The following is a 20,623-nucleotide window of genomic DNA, read 5'->3' on the forward strand; positions in this document are numbered from 1 at the left end:
TAAATAACTTATGTAAGAACCGTAGGAACTACGGGGATAGCCTGTGGAGAATTGGTAAGACATATTTCAGTATGCAAGATTCTATGAAACAGGAACCCTGTGACTTTAGTCATGGGAGGTTCAGTTAGATATAGTAGAAAAGAGAAATAAATTAGACAGTCAAGAAGTTTTAAAAGAAGGAACCAGAGTACATATTCGTATGGGGTATGGTTCAAATCCTTCAAAATATCCAGTTGTATTTAATGGAACTATAGTTGAAATAAATATCTCAAAAGATAATATATCAATAGAAGCAAAATCAGATGGTATAGAGCTTACAGATAAATATCTAGATGAAAAAATGAATTTTTCAGATGACAATATAGATTTAAAAAAAGATGCAAGTAATATAATATTAGATTTAATAAGTAAGAGAAATTTAAAAATAGAATACCAAAACGTTGAATGTAATGAAAAAAATCTTAAGAGTAAATACGGTGTAGAGCATTTTGGTATGTACGATTCTAACTCTATAGGAACTTACAGAACAATTCAAAATGACATATCTGAAAATATATATTTAAGTAATTATAAAGGAATATACTTCAATGATATTCAGAATATTGATTATATAGGAGAATCGATTTATGAGTTTTTACCAATAGGTAAAAAGATATGGGATATATGTAAAATGAGTGAAAAATCTATGCCTGAATTTGTAGTATATCCAAGACCATTTTTATTTGAACATAGATTGTTTTTTGGTTTACCTATTTGGATGTATAAATTTAATATAAACAATATAAAAAATGATATATATGAGTACTCTAAGGCTTTTTCACAAATGCATATAGTAGATTTTTATGACTCAATTATAGATAATAATATAATTATAGATAATAATAATTTAATAACAAATGTAAGAGGAATCTATAATGTATTAGGTAATTTAGAATCTACACCTTTTATAATAAGTGATAGCAATATAAAATGGTCAAATCAAAAGCTTAAAGTATTAGACAATTCAAGAATACAAAATTTTAATGTATTTTCTAACTTAGAGGATAAAACTTTAAAATACAGAGAATTATATGCAAATAATAGACATATGGCCATAAGAAATTGTATATCAGAAATTCAAAACTCATGGAAAGAAGCTTACGATGGCGAGTTGATTATTACAGGAAAACCGCAAATAAATGTATATGATTTAATAGCAATTAATGATTTGTTTGGAGGAATGGTAGGTGTATGTTTAGCAAAGAAAGTAACACATTCACTAAATATGAAAACTGGATTTACAACATCAATTACTCCAGGTTTGTTAACTACAAATTCGTTAAAATATAGCGGTATGAGTAATGTACTAAAATCATGTAATAAAGTATTATTTTATGTATCAAATATATTAAATAATGAAAGATTAGCAAATCTAAACGATACAACTGATAAATTTAAATGGACAAGATTATATAATTATGAAAATCTAAATAATATGCTTACTACACAATATGAAATGTTTAATTATAAAAACACTATAATTACATATCCATTATATAAAGTCTAATTCATATATGAAGTTTAATCTAAAGTAGGGGGGATTATGTGAAGCTCAAAGATAAATTAATAGATAACATCATAGATCCATATTCAAATACAATATTTACAACTTCTATAGGAAAAGTCATAGATTTTAATAGGCATAAAAATACAGCAGATATATATGTAGAGAATGTAAAAGGTAATAGTGCAGTTTTTTCAAACGTACCTTTTCAAAATATAGGGGAAGGAGTTCATCTATTACCATTAGAAAAAGATGATAAAGTCTATATACAATTTAATAATGGCTCTGTATTTCAGCCTAAGATAACAGGAATAGCAAATGAGTCTCACCAATATCTATCAAGAAAAAGAAAAACTCACATTAGAGATGGATGTCTGTTATCAAATATAAAGAGAGACTCAAGAGAAATAACCAAGAAAATGAGTGAGACTTGGTTAGATTATGATAATAAAGATAAATCAAAATATAAAGATTTTATGGATAAAAATCCTATTGATAGTGTTTTAGAAAAAATAGAAGGAAAAGGAAGTTTTGCAGGTAATGAAGTTGGTATATATCATCCTAAGAAATCTTCAATTGTAAAATTAAGAGATGATAGCAGTATAGACATATTTATAGCAACTAATGTTGGATTAAGGATAAATGCTGAAAATAAAACTATAGAAGTTTTTGGAGATTTTTCTACTAAATCAGAAAACTGGTCAATAATCTCAAATAATATAAATATATGTGCTGAAGATAAAATTATTTTATCTGGAAGTGAGATAGTTATTGATACAAAAAAGATAGAAATAAATGGAGTAGATAAAAATGTTTGATTTTTGCATAACAGATAGTGGAGAACTTATATATGATAATAATTCCAATAATTTGCTATATTTAAATTCAGATGATTTACTTAGACAAAAATGTATTTGTAGAATAAAATCTGTAACAAAAGATTGGTTTAATGTGGACTATATAGGTTCAGATATAGAAAAATTTTTAGGAAAACTAAATAATAAAGATACGCTAGATTCAATTATAGCATCTATTGAAAATGCATTATTTTATGACAGGCTGGTTGGAGAAAATAATTTGTTTTTTATACCTAAAATACACAGAAATAAGATAGAATTATTAATTTTCATAAAAGAAAGAAGAAATAACAATCCGATTGTTATTAACATGGAAATTGACATAGTTAGTGGGGTGAAAATCAAGTATGATATTAATACACAATAAAAATTTTGAATCTCTGGTTAAAGAAACAGAAGTTGAGTTAAATAAAATTGGGTTTGACACAAGCCCTGGTTCTATAGCTAAACTTTTTTCTGACATAATAAATAAAAATATATCAGAATTTTATGATGTACTTACAATGAGCCATCTTCAAGCTTTTGTAACTACAGCTACAGGCAAATTTTTAAACGCTATAGGTTTATTAGTGGGATGCAAAAGATTATTTGAAGAATCAGATGAAGATTACCGAAAAAGAATTACTCATCAAACATTAACTTTGGCTAAGGCAAATGAAACTTCAATAAGATTAGCCGTTTTAAGTATAGAAGGTGTAAAAGATGTAATATTAAAAAGATACTCTCATGGTCCAGGCAGTATGACTATTGTGCCAATAGCTGAAAATATAGATGATGAAGATTTGCTTTCAAGTGTAAAAAAAGCATTATTAGATATAACATCATTTGGAGAAAAGGTTGTAGTAAAGTTACCTAATTTTAAATATCTAAAGTTAAATATAGATTTAGTTTTTTCTTCATATGTGGATGAAATAGAGAAACAGTCTATAAGAGTGTCTGTAAGAGAAAAAATTATAAGCTATATAAATTCAATAAATATAGGAGAATCACTATTTATAAATGAACTGACTCAAAGAATAATGCAAGTTAGTGATTCTATACTAACTTATTCTTGTAACAGTATTAAGATAAACAATAAAAATTGTTTGTTAATTAATCATGATTGCAGATGGGATGAGAAATTTATTGTTTCTCCAGATGAGGATTCTGTAGTAATTATATAGGGGACATAATGACTGAAAACGTATATTTGGAATTAATAAAGAGTTTTGTAGCAATTATAACTGCAATTATCACTGTAGTTGGAGCTTACTTAGGTAGAAAAAAATATAAGATAAAGAATAAAGAACAGTATAGAGCCAAAAATAATCAGTTAATGTTGTATTCGCATCCAATATTTAAAAAAATAGAGCTAAATAAAAATATTATAAAAATACATTTTACACTTGAAAATAAGGGAAAAGAGGCTGTTTTTAGAGAAATATTAATTAATCATATGAATATATTTAAAATTCATGCTTTAAAACTATGTAAAAAAGTGGATTCTGGAAAGATTGTGGATACAGATGAATTATATACAGAGAGTGTTTATACATTAAATAATATTATTGCTGATTTGAAAAGTTTTTATAAAGATAGCAATTGCTATTCACAAGAAGAAGTAAATGTACTTGATATAGTAATGGATAAGTATAATCATTGGAATTCAGATAGGCAACAGGAAATAGTTGCTAGGATTCAAGAAATTTGTGTATCTGCTTTTTATACAGATATATACAATAAGTCTATAACAGTATTTGACACACTTCTATTTGTAATGAATGATATTATGTTTGATGCAAATAAAACATTAAATAATTTAAATGGAGATTTAGTAGGGCTTAAGTTTAGAGGAGTGATTATCTAAATGAAAGAAAGTGATTTTGCAAGATATACAGAAAAAATAAGATCAATGCTTCCCTTTTGGTTTGAAATGAAGAAAAACCCTAACAAATCTATTGGGATTGAGTTTTTAAATATCTTTGGCATGGAGTTAGATGAAATAGAAGAAATATTGCTTTATGCTTCAAAGCAAATCTATATTGAGTCAGCAGATGAGGATTTTGTCGATTTGGTATATAAAGTTTTATTACCAAGCAACTTTAATGTAAATAATATTTCTATGGTGTATACAAATCAACTTATACTTGAAAGAAGTTGGGATTTGTATACTTTTTTTGGAATAAAGAAAAATGAAAAAAATTTAGAAAACAACATAAGTCAGCCAGATTATTATTTTATTGATAAAAAGAAAAAAGTAATTTATGTTAGAGAATCATATGATAAAGAAGAAGATTTGCCTTTTGGGAAAATAAAAGTAAAGTGCAATAATAAAGAATTTTTATTTGAGTTAAATTTACATCATGTATGGAATTTTTTTGATGAGTTTGGTTTTTTAGTAGGATGTTCTAGGCTTAAAGGAGAAAAGAACCATGAATATAAGCTTAGAATTCTTGATGTTTTTAAAAATCCAGCTAATTCCACAAAACGAGGTCTTGCCAATGGAATTTCAAGAGAGCTTGGAATTAGAGAAGTAAAAGAATGGAAAGATATGAGTAAAGATTTTGTTATATCTGAAAAGATGGTTTTGGTAAATACTATATTAGTAGATAACAATTTAATAACTTTAGATGATGTTTACATCACTTCTACAGGAGAAATTCTATTAAAAGGAAATCCTGATAAAAAAAATCAATCATCAGTTGTTTCTTTTATAAAGAGTCTTGAAATGTATGAATTAGTAGATATAAATAATAAAAAATTAAGTATAGAATTATATAATTCAGATGCAACCCCAACCAAGTTATTAATTGATTATGTAACAAAGATAAAAGAAGATACTTCAATTTTTTGGAATGATTTTAAGTATGATGAAGATATATGGGTAAGAGAAGATGAAGATTATGACAATAGTTTTTCGTTTTTACCAACATTTCTTGACTCAAGTATAAAAGGTTTTTCAAAATATGGATATTATAAAAAGTAGACTGGAGGTGAAAAGATGGAAGAAGAAAAGAGTACAATTATGAAAGAAAATGAAATACCAAATCATACTAAATTTGAATTGCCAGAAAGAGTGGAAATGGTTCCACATATAAATACTAATATAGCAAGTAGAATGAAAGCTTTTCAATCTGGAATAGGAGATTATAATGATTGTAAGTTATATAAATCAGAAGATACTACATATAAAAAGACATTTAAACTGTTAAATAAAATATATGGAATAAGAGCAAGTAACAAAGTGAAATACAACACTATAAAATTTTATTATAGATATAAGATGGAAGCAAAAACTAATTATATAACTTATGATTCTAAAGTAAGAGTGAAAGTAAGCGCAAGAGAAGTATCTTCAATTGGGGAAAAAATTGAAGGAGAACCATTTGGACCAACTTACACATCTGAACTAACTTTAGATTATATATTTGATGAATATACTCAAGTAGCAGATATTTATTTATATAGTTTGATGCCAGAATTAAAAAATAAGGATTATTCAAAGCGATATAAATTTGATATAGAAGTTTATGATATAAAAGGACCAGTAAGAATATATTCATATACGCATGGATATAGGGATTTTTTAGAAGATAATGAAACTGATAATAGGGTTGAATTTAGTGAATATGGTTATTTTGACCATAAGGTGTGTATAAAAGCGATAGAAGTTACAAGACAAAAAGAGTATATAGAGATATTTCCACCATTAGAATATGATTCGCTTGTTGGAGTTATAAATGGAGATTTTCAGGTATCAGAAAATGGTAAAAAAGATATGATGGATACAGCTCCACCCTTTGAAGCTTCTATTGATGTTTATGATAGAAAATATTATTGTATCATAGAAAAATTTAGCCCAGAAGAAGCTTATGTTTTATATGAATTTGAAAATCAAGTAGACGAAGATAATTATACTCTAATCAATGGAGATAAAATAAAATTTTATTCAGATTCTATAATTGCAGATTCAACTGAATATAAGGAGTTTTTAGGCCAAGTTGATAGAGGGGAATTCATAATTGATGATAATAGAAAACACACTTATATATATGGTCTTACCGAATTTAATTTAAATTCAACTGAGTATAAGAGGTTTGAGCTTGTAGTGGAAGCTAGTATAAGTGATGTGGTGATTTTAGATTATCCCAAAGTGCTTACTATAAGATATGGGCATATTGATGATATTATAATTGTGTCTTTAAGGACATTACAAAATGCTTTAGCACGTTGGTGTCCAAGTATACATAATGGATATTATTATTATAATCAAGATGAGTATTATTTATATAATAAATGCAATATGAATGGTCAAGAAAAAGTATTACAGGATGCTTTTAATAAATTTAGAGTATTAATAAAAGTTACATTGAATGTATCAGAGTCAGAAGGAAAATTTGAAAGATACGATATTAGAAAAACTAATAAAAAAGACTTATTACTTGACAGTTCAAAATTTTTCTACAAAGATAATATGCTGTGGCCAAAACCAACAAAATGTTATAACGATTATTATTATGACTTTCTTGATGAATATATTTATGAAACAACACCATTTGTATTCAACAAAAAACCTACATCTATTCAAGAAATATCATGGATACAAAAATCTAGTCTATTCAGTACTGTAGATGTATATTATGTAGGGCATAACGATATTTATGGAGAATGGATGCAACCAGTTAAATTGATTTATGGACAACCCATTCCTCAAAATTTAATACTATGCAAAGTATTTAAATTAAGATTTGTACTCAAACCGTCTAAAATGCCTAAACTACAACATCGAGAATTAATTTATGAATGTGAATCTGATTGGAGAAATTTTATTGACTCTTTCTTGAGTTTCAATTTTTATTATAGAGAAGAAGTATTGATGCCATTATCAGATAATTCTATTTCAGTATCTATAACTAATATAATTGATTTAGGAGATACAGTAGAAGAATCAGCAGATTTAAGATATATAATGCCAGCAATGAAGTTTGATGGAAAAGTAGAATTTTATATACAGGATGATAATGTGTTGATTAATCTAGAAGGAAAACTAAACTCAGATAAATGGATTCAAGTAGAAAATAATACAAAGATTGAAACTAAGAGATTTGTGAGATTTAAAATTGTTTTGAAAGAGGGAGCAAAATTATATAGTTTAAATCTAAAAGTTGGAAGATATGAGTATACAGGAATGAATTTAGAAACATTTGTACCTGCGATAGGAAATATACAAGTTAAAGCCACTTATAATCCTACAGAACACTCATCTAAATATGAAAATATAACATCATATAATCTACCATATGATACCCAACAATATACAATTATAAAAAATATTGAGGAATATGCAGAGGCAGTCGCAAAAGCAAATGATTTCAAAGTAGAAAATATTCAAAGTATAAAATTTACCAAAGTAGATGTATATTCTGAAGAATATAATCTTTTATATGATGGTGAAGGTAAAATAACTAAAAAACCATTAAAAGCACAATCATTATATGTATCTCAAAATGATTTTATAGCAGAATTAGACCAAGATGGAATAATATTTAAGGTTCCATATACTAAAACTATAAGAATGTCTCCTATACCACAACAATATTCACCTATTATTATATATGAAATTGGAATAGAGGAACCATATACTCAAGTATTTTTTATAAGTAAAACAGGAGAATATTCACTTGAAAATGAAGAAAAATTTGAATCTCTAGGATTTAAAACTTTATACTTACAAAATATAGGTATAGATGAGACAACCATAGAGATTACAATAAATGATATATCAATGAATAACTATAATATTGAAAATAATGTTGTAGTTTTTGAAAAGGAAATTCCTAAAGGAAGTACAATAAATGTTAGATACAAAATTAAGAACTCTTTTATAGCTTTATATGACTATGAAAAAGATGAAGTTGAAATAAAATTGCATAAATTTGAAGAAAAATACCCAACTAAGGTGAAGGTATATTTTGAAACTCATAAAACATCTTCACTAAAAGAATTAAAGCATATATCATTAAATCCAATCTACAATACCCTATACAATGGATATATATACATATCAGACTACACTTTAGAACCTTACTTTTTAAAGATTTACTCAGAAAACAACTTTATATTTGCAAATGGAAAAGATGATATAAGCATCTTAATATCAGTAACAGATAAATATAATAATCCAATTGAAGGTGCATCTGTAAACGTAGAAGCTGCTCTTGGAACAATAGAAAAATTAAATGATAGAACTGATATTAATGGAATAATTGCATGTATTTATACAAGTTGGACAGGCAATTGTATAGATGTTATAAAAGCAATTGCCAATGAAAATGCTAAAGATGAAATTAATATAGTAAATAGAAAAATATAGATAAGTTACAAAAGGGGAATGTTTTATGGATATTAGTAAACTGAAAACATTAAATTATAAGATTACAAATGGGTCTAACCTTCAAGGAGCTATTCTGATAAATGATGGTCAAATAAATTCTTTAGGAGATGCATATAAAAAAGGCTCTATTGAAGAAGAGACTTTTTTAAAATTAGCTGGAGATGTTACTTTTAATATTTCAAACAATATAATTTATTTTAATTATTATGCAAATGATTTATACATAGGAGAAGACTCTTTTGACTTTGTTGTGAAATTAGAAAATGGTATGACATATATTCAAACAATCGATATTTTAATTGAGCAAAAAATAGTACCTATAAATTCAAAAGAAAGATTTATAGAAATATATTTTGATGATGAACAAGAAGATAGAGTAAATGTGAATATATCAAGCAATGTTGACCAATCTATAGAGTTACCAACCACAGTAGTTTATAGTTCAACAGATAAAGAATTTAATATTGATAAATGTGTTGAAACTAATGATGCTATAAATAACTTTAGTGTAATACCATACCCTTTATATGATTGTAAGGTTGAGATAGTGACTAAAGTTAAGAACGATATAGTAAATAATGGAGCAAGTATAAAAGTAATTAACAGTGCCAATATATCCTTTATAAAAAATAAGAAGTTTTTAGGGGATGAATATGGAAAAATTATATTTAAAAACTTTGTAAATAAAGAATACAATATTGATTCACCTACAAGAGAAATAGTTTATATAGTTTGGCATGCAAGAACAATTGCAACCGAATATAATCCTAAAGATGATATTGTAGTAAATCAAAGACCTGATATAAGTATGCCTGATTTCAAAATACCTACTATAGATTATCCGCAAGCACCAAAATATGAATCTATTTTGGAAAAAGAAGAATGTATATCGGGAGATTTATTTTCCAATACAAAAGTGCATAAGGAAATCGATAATAAAGGTAATAAATCTATTAAACTTGGAAGAAATATTCCAAGTGGAGCAGTAAATTTAGCCTATTATTATAATACAACAGCATCTCTAGATGATACTGTTTCTGTAATAGAAACTAATACCAATAATGTAACATTGCATTTTGTTGATGATTGGATTCATAAAAGAAACTTAGCTACAAAAAATGAAGACTATTTTCCAGAGACTATTGAGTTTGATGGTGAAAAAGGTACAGAATTAGAAGGATATTGGGGAATTTTATACAGAGACTTTGTTATGTGGGATGAATCTACTATCACTGATTTCAAGCCAGAATATAAAGTTCAACATGAGGAATTTCAAGGTCTATTAGCAAAAAGAGTGCCTATAGATAAGATATACAATGATGGTGACAGATATGGTGTTTTAAATCTGACAAATTCGATATTCGAAGCTGTAAATTTTGTTGAAACTGAGAATGAATTGATTGACTATAATCCCAAAACTTATAATGCATATACGCGATATGAAGGTTTAGTTAGGAAATTAAAAGTATTATATAATGGGTCAGCTAAGTACAGTGGTGTTGTAAATAAAAAAGATGAGATATCAAATCTATATCCAGAACAGGCAAAGGAAATAATAATGTATCCAGATGAAAGTGGTCTTTTACATAAGATTAATGGAGAATATTTGGTAGATGATGATTTATTTTATATAACAAATAAATTTAAGGACAATGTTCCATTGTATTACAAATATAAGTTAAAGTACAAAATTTATGATAATGTTGGATTAGATATAAATGGTCTGTATAATTCAGAAAACATAAGTCTTGTTTCAGGAAATAATTATCCAATAGATGAAAATAAATTTAAGTATAAGGTCTTTATAGAAAAAACTAAATATGAAAATGTATATGATGCATATATATATACATCATTTATTCCAACTATAGAAAATCCTATATATGTTATGTATGATGGTTTGTCAGAAGAAGCTTATAGAAAAGACAGTGTAAATCCTTTAGAAATCAAAGTAGGAATACTTGAAAAAATAAATCCAGTTCAATGTTGTGACTTAGAGTCGTATAAAGTGAATAGGCTTCAAGGCATAACAAATAAGTCTTCTATAGAAGTGTTCGAATATGAAATATTAGAGGATAAAAGAGCCAAAATACAAATTGAATATATTATAGTGGCTGATGATTTGGAAATAGCACCTATTACAAAGGAAATAATAAATAAAAAATATGCATTATATTCAGAACTCGATAGTTTTAAGAATGAAGATATGATTATATCTGAAAAGGATACAAACGGATATATGACAGCAAGAGATATATTTATGAAGTATTCATCTGATGAAGATAGAGACAAAATAAATGAAAATTCAACTTTTAGAGTTAAATATAATATTCAAAATTTAAATACCATGTATTCAAAGGATAAAACTTTGATATATACAGCATCAGATGGAAATGGATTTATATATGGGAGAACATATGAAGATACTGGATTTCCAGAACAAAATTCAAGTATTATTGGAAATAATAAAAACACTAGAACCTTAGATAAAGATTCTATATATAAGTCAGCTAATGGAAAAGTTTATAAAGGATATTCAGTAGTATGTAGAAACATAAATCAAATTATTGTGGGAACACCTCTAGAAAAAGAACCTTTAAAAGGATGGTTCCCAACCATTAAATATGCTTATTTCAGTAAAAAATACGAAAGAATTGATAAAACAATAGAACTTATATATTCTATACCAGAATACGACTTACAAATATTTGGAAAATATGGGAAGCCATACATTGATATATCTGAAGAAAAGGGAAGTTTTGTTGGAAATAATACTATTAAAGTAAAGAATACTCCAATGTATATAAAAGTAGATAATAGTTGGAAACCAACTAATTTAAGAGTTTATAAGATATTAAGTGATAAAAATAAAAAAGAACTTGAAATAAAAGGATTTAATTTCAAGTATGGATTTATAGAAATTAATGATTCAATAAGTGACAATGATAAAATACTAGTAGATTATAGCTATGAAGAAAAAAATCTTCATTATAGAGGCTATTATAAAAATCAAGATAAAAATAGTAAAATTATAGATTTAAATTTAAATCCAAATATGTATAGTTTTTATACAGACACTTCAAATGAGATAAATGAAATGAGAAACTCATATGATTTATTTAATCGAACAATCCATTTCTTTTTAAAGCCGATGAGAATAATAGATAGAGGGACAGGTGATATTCTAAAAGACAACTATTTCTGTGTATATCATAAATTTGATAATCAAGAAGCCTTAGAACCATTCGATTTACATATAGGTAGAATTTTTGTAAGACATCATACCTCGCTAAAGTCTACAAATCTAATAGATACTAGATTAAGAGGTGGAGGTATTATCAAAGAAATGGAAGATAGACTTCGTCGAGATTTAGAGCCTGAAAGCGATCATTATTTAGATATTGGTACACTTGATGGTAAACCATATCAAGAAAACTCTGTAATTATAATAAGAATAGATAGTAAGTTACTTTATAAAAATGGTGGAAGGTTTTCTGAAGAAGATATTAAAAAAGCTGTTCAAAAATGGGCTGCCTATGGTAGTTATCCTATTATTGAATTTGTAGATGTAATAGGAGATGAGGAATTGCCTCAAACTAGCATAGAAGTCCATAAAAATATAGACAATCAAAAACATATCAGACCAAGTATATGGATAGAAAATGTGAACTATAATGTATAACATAATTTGAGATTCATAAAAAATATATTTAAATGAAACTCGTTAAAAAACAAATAAATTAGATGATTAGTAAATATAACTTTAAAAATGTATTACTAGATTAAATGAGGTGATTTTATTGGGTGTTTTACCTTCGGCAACACTACTTACAAATGAATTGAAGTTGCATGATTTCAAAGGTGTTAAGTTATCAGTTACATTTGGAGATGCTGACTTAAATGATGGATATTCGTATGCAAAAATGAATTTTAGAGCAAGTGATATTAAATTCGATTGGTGGATAGATAAACCAAGATTAAATATTATAACAAGTGAATTAACTTTAAACGATAAAAAAGTTTGGAGCGAGTTAAATCAAGGACCTAATAGTGGATTAAATGCAGATTGTCTAGATGGATATCATGCTGTTGATTTTAAAGATAGATTAGGATACAACCATTTCAAACATGCTGTAATGGTGTCTAATAAAAGATATATCAAAATAGCTACATTTACTCCGAGAAGAGTTGGAAATGCTCCTGATTTTTCTACAGATGGTAAACTTCCATATCAAGGTATATTTGCAAATAGCATGGTAGCTAAAATGAAAAATGAAGATTATATTGATGAATTTGTTAAATCTACATCTGATTACATAGACTACACAAAGCCTAATATAGGGAAGTTTGACCATACTGATATGATGACAGAAGGAATTTACAACTCACTATTTAGAGGTTCCATAACTCTTCTTAAAGGAAATAATCCAACTACTATGGATATTCATATTGGTTTGTTTGAAGACCCTACAAACAAAAATAATGATGGATGGACTTGTACAAATAAGTTTTTTTATGTGTCATTACATGATGAAAAATTACCATTTATAAACGAAGATTTATCTTCTGAAGAAACTTTAACAAAAGAAGATAGAATAACAACACACAAAAATAATGATGTAAAGAATCATTTAAATAACAATATAGAAGATAAAGAAAAAGCAACTATAGAAAAGTTAAATATAGAGGAAAGTGTTTCAACATATTCAAGTATGACACCACCAAGTGAAAATCATGCACATGAAAGACCTCTTGATTTAAGTGGTTATAAGACTCCTCCAGACCCTAGTAAAAATGACTATAAAGCGGAAAAATTTCCACCATATAAACATGAAGGAGATAGTTATCAAAGAGATATAGATGTATTAAGACTGTATCATGTGAAGTCAGACTCTACTACAGTTGATGGTGTGGAAATAGTTACTCATAAGTTTGAATTATATTTAGCTATAGATGAAAAAACAGAAGTACATATACAACCATATATGTCTAGTTCTTGTATAGTTCATCAATATCAAAGTCCAATTACAATATCTGGACTTCCTGAGACAAATCATTTTATAAAACCAAAATCGATTTATGATAATAGATATTCTCATATTAGACATAGACATTATGATTATGAGTCTAGATTGGATAAGATTGATAATGAAGTAGAAGAAATTTGGGATACTTTTGATTATTATGTTGTAATAGCTCAAGGAAGTGATAATGCTAAAAAAATTCTTATGACAGATGATAATGGAAATGTTTTTTGTTCAAATGATAATATGGAAAGACATACAGATTATAGAAGAAATGGCTCAAGAGTTTTAGTTAGTGATACTAATAAGTGTATTAGTGAAAGTTCAGTTACAACTAGAGAACTTGCTCAACTTAAAGATGTAAGATCTAATGTTCAAGAACAGTTAGATGAACTAAGGGATGATATTGATGATGTTGAGAGAAGAGTAACTTATATAGAAAATGAAATTGATTCTATTAAGCGTAAATATGTAAAGAAAAGTGGAGATACCATGACTGGTAATCTTATTATGGAAGATTCTTATATAGTTATATCTGATAAATATGAAAGAAGAAAAGTAGCATTACGTGGAGATACAGGAAATGGAAGTAATATAGAAGGAGATGAAAATATAGAACATTTTTGTATGTATGATAAGAATAAAAATAGAAAAATATTTTCATACAGACCAGAAGATGGAGGAGGAGGGTGTATTTGGTTTTATAATAATGGAATTAGACTTGGTGATGGCGATGGAGAACCAGGGCCAAAGCTAAATATTTGCTATTTTCCGCCTACCACTAGTAAACCATTTAAACCACCTAAAATAGGAGATATCTGGATTAAAAATGAGCCTCAAAAAAACGCAGATGTACTTAATAAAAAATATCCTTTAGGAGTTTATACATGTACTAAAAGTGATGGGATATTAGAAGAACGACCTCCTGGTGCAGATGAAAATTATAAATGCAAATATATAGTTGAATGGACTTTACTGCCAAAGTACTTATAGTGCTTAGCCATATATTTACTTAAAATAATATCTTATTCATAATTTTTAAAGTTATGAATGAGGTATTTTCTTTATTTATGCGAAAATTACTAATATAATAAAAAATGTTGAACAAATTCGAGTATAAGCAAGGTATATTAAGAGTGAAAGTGATTTTACAAAAATAAAATGGAAAAGAGGTGAGTTTATTTGGAACATCCCAAAATAAATATATGTAAATCTACAGAAGGAAATTTACTACACTATATTTATAGATTTAAAAATATTTCATCAGGAACAGAAATAGAAGAGTACATAAATAATCAAGACCCAATTATAGAAATATTAGAAGAAAATGCTGACATAGAATCGACTAACATCAAAGATTTTTTACTTAGTAGAAATGATTTTCCAAAAGGATATAATGGATATACTGAATTTACGCTACCATTTGAAATAGTAATTCCTTTTAAAAAATTAATTGTAAATTTAAAAAATGATTTATCCTCAGTTCCTCAAGAAAAAATAGAAATACAATTAAGTTCATATCAAACTATATCAAGAATTTTATTTAAGAAAAAAACTGATTATAATGGATATGAGACATATAGAACTATAACAGAACAATATGAAATTGACGACATAATAAAGATTAGAAATAATAATGGATTTCTAATAAAAAAATCCAATGCTGAATACAATAAAGTTACCTTAGATTTTTCTATAGATATAGTTACATATATAGATATACATGCACATGGAGTATTTGACCCAGTAGTATCTACAATAGAAGGTAAAAACTACATCTTATTTTACCAGAAAAAAGAAGAACAAAAGAATAAATATGAGTATAGAGTAATAAGTAAATTTCAAGATGGATCTATCTCAGAACTATCAAATGTAGGAGTTTGTGAATTATATGAAAATCCAGATGAAATAATTCAAGTATTAGAAGTAAAAGAGGATGACATTAAAATAACCAAATGGCAAGAGATAAAGAGAGAAAAAGTTTCAAAAGATATAAATATCAATAAGGATGACTTATATAGTAAAGTAATAAAGACTATAACTAGTCAAGAGATACATTCAGATGATTCCACTTTAATAACTGATGGAATAAGATATGTGAAATTACCAAATATATGGCATAAGAATAAAAGAGAATTATTTTATAGAAAATCTAGAGCTTTTAGGATGAAAAACATATACAAAAACATATCAACAGACTATTGTAAACCAATAATATTTCAAGATAAATTTGAAATATTAATTGATAAAATGCTCATTTACAGAAAAGATGTAACAAATTTAAGTATAGATGAGCAGAAAAAACCAGTTGACATGAAAGATGAAAATGCCACGATATTTAAAATATATATAAGGCAAGGTGGCAAATACTATAATGATTATATAAATAATATAGAAGATAATGATACAATTGAGATGGTCGTATTAAATTCTAGATATCCACTTTTGTCAATAAAGGATTACTGCTTTTATTCAAATAAGTACAACTACACTATATATTTATATGATGAGAAAGGAAATATATCAGACCCCGTAGTGGCTGTATTGTAGGTATACATATGTATGAAAATATCAATAATCTTACAAAGATATATACGGAAAATACAATAACTTTTTCAAGGATAAAAAATTTAAAATGTACAAGTTATAAATTATATGTAAATGAAAAAATAGGCGAAAAGTGGAAAAAATATTTATTAACAGAAATACCGAATCCAAAGGTTGAAGTTTTGTTAAATGAAAGTAAAATGCTAGAGTATAATTCAAATCAAAAGTGGTATGTATCCAAGCAGATAAGTGGAGTAGTAAGTAAATATATAAGAGTTAGTGTAAATAATATAGAGTTAGATAGAAATAGTTATACATTTAATTCTAAATTTAAAATTTTATATATTCATATGGAACTTTCTCCTACAGACTTTATTGAGATACAATATCAAGTTGATAAGATAAAGTACGTGCATAAAACTTTAAATAAATGTGAGTATAGTGTAATACCTGTTTTTAATAAAGAATATTTGACAGGGCAACACTCTATATTATAGGTGAACTATGAGTGAAAAATTTACTAAGGTTTCAAGCAAAAATATAATAGATAAGTTATGTACTGATAAAGAAATAGTTAAAAATTCGTCTAAAAATGATATATCTTACTATTCAGATAATTTGTTTTTTGATAGAATTTTATTTAATTTTGATAATAATAGATATGCAAATTCCTTATTTATAAATGAATTTAAAAATAAGGAATTTTCTGATGTCCTAAATAGCATAAATATAAAATTTGATTTTGATAAAACGTGTATATCTTTAAATGAAGGTAGCAGTTTTGGAGAATATAATTCAGTTGATATTTATACTCATGAACATAAAAGTTCGTCATTAAATAATTTTTTTCTACTGGTGGACCAAGATATACCAGAAGGGTCAGAAGTAATATATTATCTAATAACAGATAAAAAAGAAGTATTTCAGATAAGAGCAAATAATACTGTACCATATACTATACAAAAAGAGGAAGATATACCTAAAACTGTAAAAATAAGAGCTAAGATATGGTCAAATTTGGCAGGAGAATCCCCTGAAATTAATGCAATAGCACTTTTATATAATGATGATTTTACAGAAGCTCAAATGGGTTTAATTAATCCTGATTTAGGAAGACTTCCAAATACTGAATATCCAGATTTAAATGATGTAACAACTATATTAAGAGATTCTAAAAATGATGATAAGTTAATAAAAGTAAGCAGTGCTAATGAAGATGTACTGCTTAATTATAGTGAAGAAGGAAATTTAGATACAATAAATATTTATGAAACAGTATCAGGAGATAAAAAAGAGGATATTTATCTTATATATGATGATTATGAAAATAGTGATAAAGAAGTCGAAAAAGTATTAATGCAAGTTATAAGCAAGAAAAAATAGTAACACATATAGACAATATAGTGAGTTGGTGAAATATGAGAATACAACAGAAAAAAGATAATATTTATGTAAAAGGGCTAGATAAAGTTGATGCATATCTAATAAATGTAATTCAAAGATATTTTGAATATGATGGTAAAAAAGTTCTGGGTTCTAAAGAGCAAATTATAGATGAGGTCATACAAAGAGTTAAAGAAGAATTTATATTACCTCAGACTCAAGATTTATTGGAAGCATTTTTACTAAAAAAGGGAATATCATTTGAGGAAAATAAAGTTATAATAACTAATAAAGATTTAATACTTATAAATGGAAAAATAAAAGAAGATAAAAATACTGAATGAACATAAAGTAACAAAATAGATAAAGGAGGAAATTTTGTGCAAGATTTTGAAGAAGATAGATATTTCATTTCAAAAGAAAGTTTGGAAGGGTATATTATGGAAAGCGGTGTTATCATAGGAAAAAAGTTAACTAGAGAACTAGAACTAATGGATGAAAATATGTATGAAGTTCATAAATTATCTTTGTGGATTAAGTTGATAAAGGAAGGTATTAGACCAATTAATTGGAAAAAATCAGAATGGGATGGTACCAGAGTAGAATTTGAAATAATGAAAACTAAGGAAGATGTACAAACAGCTATAAATGAATTAATTGATATACTTGATAAATGTTGCGAAAAGTATAAATTAAAGGTTGGAATATAATATGCTAGGTACTAACTTGAATATAAATAAAATAAAAGATGAGATTATAGAAGAAATTGTAAGTCAAATAGCTTCAAATTGTTCAACTGATGAAGAAAGAAAGATTTTAGAAAATGAATTTAAGACGAAAATTAAAAATAATACACTAATATCAAGTCTAAATGAGCATGAGGTAAACATTAAATCTCAATCAATCAATAAGACTATGAATGAACTATATATAGATTTATTAACCAGTTTTGGTGTAGTTAACTCAATGAGTGAATTGATATCAAAGTATGATGGTATCAGTACATCATACATAAATAGCATAACAACTAAGATAAATCAAATAAAAGATAAATTAGAGAGTTGTAGATATTCTACTTCATTTAAACATATGTCTAAATTTATAATAGAGAGGTTTAGAAATTCAAATAACTTTGATAAAAGTAGAAATATTCAAAAAGATAGAGCTGGGCAATGGATACTAGAGAAGTGTTATGCTAATTTTGATGAAAATGAAAACGTGTTAACATTACCATTTTTAAAACGGGATAATATGTTGATGTATGATAATAAAGTATATACAGCATATTTAAATTATAGCTTTCAGCTAGGGGAAGGATTTATACAATCTTGCAATAACGAAACATCTCTTGAAAATGCTATAGATGGAGATCCAAACTCATTTTGGAGTGATACAATACTATCTGATGCTCCATTAAATGTTTCATTTGAAAATAGTAAACCACAAGCTATATATGTAAGAGATAATTATTTTTATGGAATAGACTCTGGTGCAGTTTGTGATCTTGAGCTTAATTTTGAATCTATCAATAAAATAAATGAGATAAATCTTACCCCATTTACAAAATATCCTATTGATATAGTAGCTATAAGATATAAAATGACAGATGATGAAGATGAAGCATTGATAGAACTAGTAACACCAGATAATAAGGATAAAACATTAAAAAGTGTTTTTACAAAAGATAAGGTTACATTTAGGTTTCCAGATATAATATGTAAGAGAATATACATATTATTTACACAGAAACATTATATAAGAGAAACATATGTATATAATCCAACTGAAATAAATAAAAGTTTACTTTGGTTTAATAATAAAAATGATAGAAAAGAAGAAGTAACTAAAGCTATATTTAAACCAGTGTATTATGATAGGAATAGGGTTAATTCTTTATGGCGAAAAATGAATGATAGAGTACTGTCTTATTCTTATGACGAGTTACTGTCTAAAATAGTCGGAAATGACAAGTTAAATCATATGGTCTTAAAGTATGAATACAACTATGGTTTATATAATATAGGATGCTATAATAATCATTTTGATAGGACAGGTATTTATACAAGTAAGTCTATAAATTTAAATTCCAATATAAAAAATGTACAGATAGTAACTGATGAATTACATCCCAGAAATTCATTTGGAAAAACCGTTACTGATATAGAATATTATATTACTGCATCTGATAATCCAGAAACTAAAGACTGGATTCCTATATTACCAACTAATAAGGATATTATAGAATCTGAACTTTTATTTATAACAGGGAGTACTAGAGCTTATTTTAGATTTGAGGCAGAAATTATTTATAAAGTAATGAAAGATGGAGAAGAGATACCTTTAAATAGTGAGGAGTTTTATATACATAAAAATCAAAAAACTGGATTTTTTTACTGTATTCAAATATTTAACTATGATTATAATGCAGTATATAGTATAAGTTATAAACCTGTTGCTGGTAGTGATTCTGTGGATTTATCATCAAAGTTAGAAACAACTATAGAATCTTTTAATGGAAAAAATAAATCAAATTTTGAACTTAAATATAGGCCATTTACAGAATATGATGCTGATTATTGTGATGTAAAAGTTACAGATACATTAACTAGTAATATTAACTATGAAATAGAAACTGTAAATGTAACAGATATATCAGAAAATGGTAGTAGTTATAAGAATTTTAATAATTTAGATGATAAATTTCAATTTTATATATTTGAGAATTCAATCTATTTTAATAAAGAGATAGAAAGTAAATATATGATAGATATATCATATAAGCATTTAGTATCAAAAATAAAACTAAAAGCATTATTTAGAAGAAATACAGTTAAAGATGGCTGGCTGACACCTGTTTTAAAAGAAATAAAATATATGATAGATACATTTTAAAGGT

The 20,623-nt window shown here is 26.2% G+C and carries 15 protein-coding genes; all 15 read left to right on the forward strand.

The features are described from left to right. Nucleotides 1–199: 199 nt before the first annotated feature. Nucleotides 200–1,546: a hypothetical protein gene (locus tag KGF38_RS13820; RefSeq protein WP_074179668.1), complete on the forward strand. Its 1,347-nt coding sequence runs from the start codon at nucleotides 200–202 to the stop codon at nucleotides 1,544–1,546. Nucleotides 1,547–1,584: 38 nt separating this feature from the next. Further along, nucleotides 1,585–2,361 (forward strand): hypothetical protein, encoded by a 777-nt coding sequence (locus KGF38_RS13825; protein ID WP_074179669.1) that lies wholly within the window; start codon nucleotides 1,585–1,587, stop codon nucleotides 2,359–2,361. Further along, a complete protein-coding gene (locus tag KGF38_RS13830; RefSeq protein WP_054270754.1) occupies nucleotides 2,354–2,767 on the forward strand; it encodes a hypothetical protein in 414 nt (137 codons plus the stop codon). Before KGF38_RS13825 ends, KGF38_RS13830 begins: the two co-directional genes overlap by 8 nt. Beyond that, nucleotides 2,748–3,563, forward strand: coding sequence for a baseplate J/gp47 family protein (locus tag KGF38_RS13835; protein ID WP_074179670.1), 816 nt, complete (start codon nucleotides 2,748–2,750; stop codon nucleotides 3,561–3,563). The genes KGF38_RS13830 and KGF38_RS13835 overlap by 20 nt, the downstream gene beginning before the upstream one ends. An 8-nt stretch (nucleotides 3,564–3,571) precedes the next feature. Further along, the gene (locus tag KGF38_RS13840) at nucleotides 3,572–4,246 is read left to right on the forward strand and encodes a hypothetical protein (RefSeq protein WP_054277045.1); all 675 of its coding nucleotides are present in this window, start codon (nucleotides 3,572–3,574) and stop codon (nucleotides 4,244–4,246) included. Continuing rightward, on the forward strand, nucleotides 4,247–5,365 hold the full coding sequence (locus KGF38_RS13845) for a hypothetical protein (RefSeq protein ID WP_074179671.1): 1,119 nt from the start codon (nucleotides 4,247–4,249) through the stop codon (nucleotides 5,363–5,365). It begins immediately after the preceding gene. Between the two features lie 15 nt (nucleotides 5,366–5,380). Continuing rightward, complete coding sequence (locus KGF38_RS13850) at nucleotides 5,381–8,752, forward strand: Ig-like domain-containing protein (RefSeq protein ID WP_074179672.1); 3,372 nt, start codon at nucleotides 5,381–5,383, stop codon at nucleotides 8,750–8,752. Between the two features lie 25 nt (nucleotides 8,753–8,777). Continuing rightward, nucleotides 8,778–12,455: a hypothetical protein gene (locus KGF38_RS13855; protein WP_074179673.1), complete on the forward strand. Its 3,678-nt coding sequence runs from the start codon at nucleotides 8,778–8,780 to the stop codon at nucleotides 12,453–12,455. Nucleotides 12,456–12,573: 118 nt separating this feature from the next. Then, nucleotides 12,574–14,790 (forward strand): hypothetical protein, encoded by a 2,217-nt coding sequence (locus tag KGF38_RS13860; protein WP_074179674.1) that lies wholly within the window; start codon nucleotides 12,574–12,576, stop codon nucleotides 14,788–14,790. Between the two features lie 189 nt (nucleotides 14,791–14,979). Continuing rightward, complete coding sequence (locus KGF38_RS13865) at nucleotides 14,980–16,347, forward strand: hypothetical protein (RefSeq protein WP_074179675.1); 1,368 nt, start codon at nucleotides 14,980–14,982, stop codon at nucleotides 16,345–16,347. Between the two features lie 8 nt (nucleotides 16,348–16,355). Further along, entirely contained in the window at nucleotides 16,356–16,841 is a 486-nt protein-coding gene (locus KGF38_RS13870) for a hypothetical protein (RefSeq protein WP_054270746.1), read from the forward strand. 7 nt (nucleotides 16,842–16,848) lie between these two features. Further along, nucleotides 16,849–17,727: a hypothetical protein gene (locus KGF38_RS13875; RefSeq protein WP_054270745.1), complete on the forward strand. Its 879-nt coding sequence runs from the start codon at nucleotides 16,849–16,851 to the stop codon at nucleotides 17,725–17,727. A 35-nt stretch (nucleotides 17,728–17,762) separates the two neighbouring features. After that, nucleotides 17,763–18,071: a hypothetical protein gene (locus KGF38_RS13880; protein ID WP_074179676.1), complete on the forward strand. Its 309-nt coding sequence runs from the start codon at nucleotides 17,763–17,765 to the stop codon at nucleotides 18,069–18,071. Between the two features lie 36 nt (nucleotides 18,072–18,107). Next, nucleotides 18,108–18,437 (forward strand): hypothetical protein, encoded by a 330-nt coding sequence (locus KGF38_RS13885; RefSeq protein WP_074179677.1) that lies wholly within the window; start codon nucleotides 18,108–18,110, stop codon nucleotides 18,435–18,437. A 1-nt stretch (nucleotide 18,438) separates the two neighbouring features. Then, on the forward strand, nucleotides 18,439–20,619 hold the full coding sequence (locus tag KGF38_RS13890) for a virion structural protein (protein WP_074179678.1): 2,181 nt from the start codon (nucleotides 18,439–18,441) through the stop codon (nucleotides 20,617–20,619). The last annotated feature ends 4 nt before the right edge of the window (nucleotides 20,620–20,623 follow it).

Source organism: Clostridioides sp. ZZV14-6387, from assembly GCF_020657835.1.
Lineage (GTDB): Bacteria > Bacillota > Clostridia > Peptostreptococcales > Peptostreptococcaceae > Clostridioides > Clostridioides difficile_A.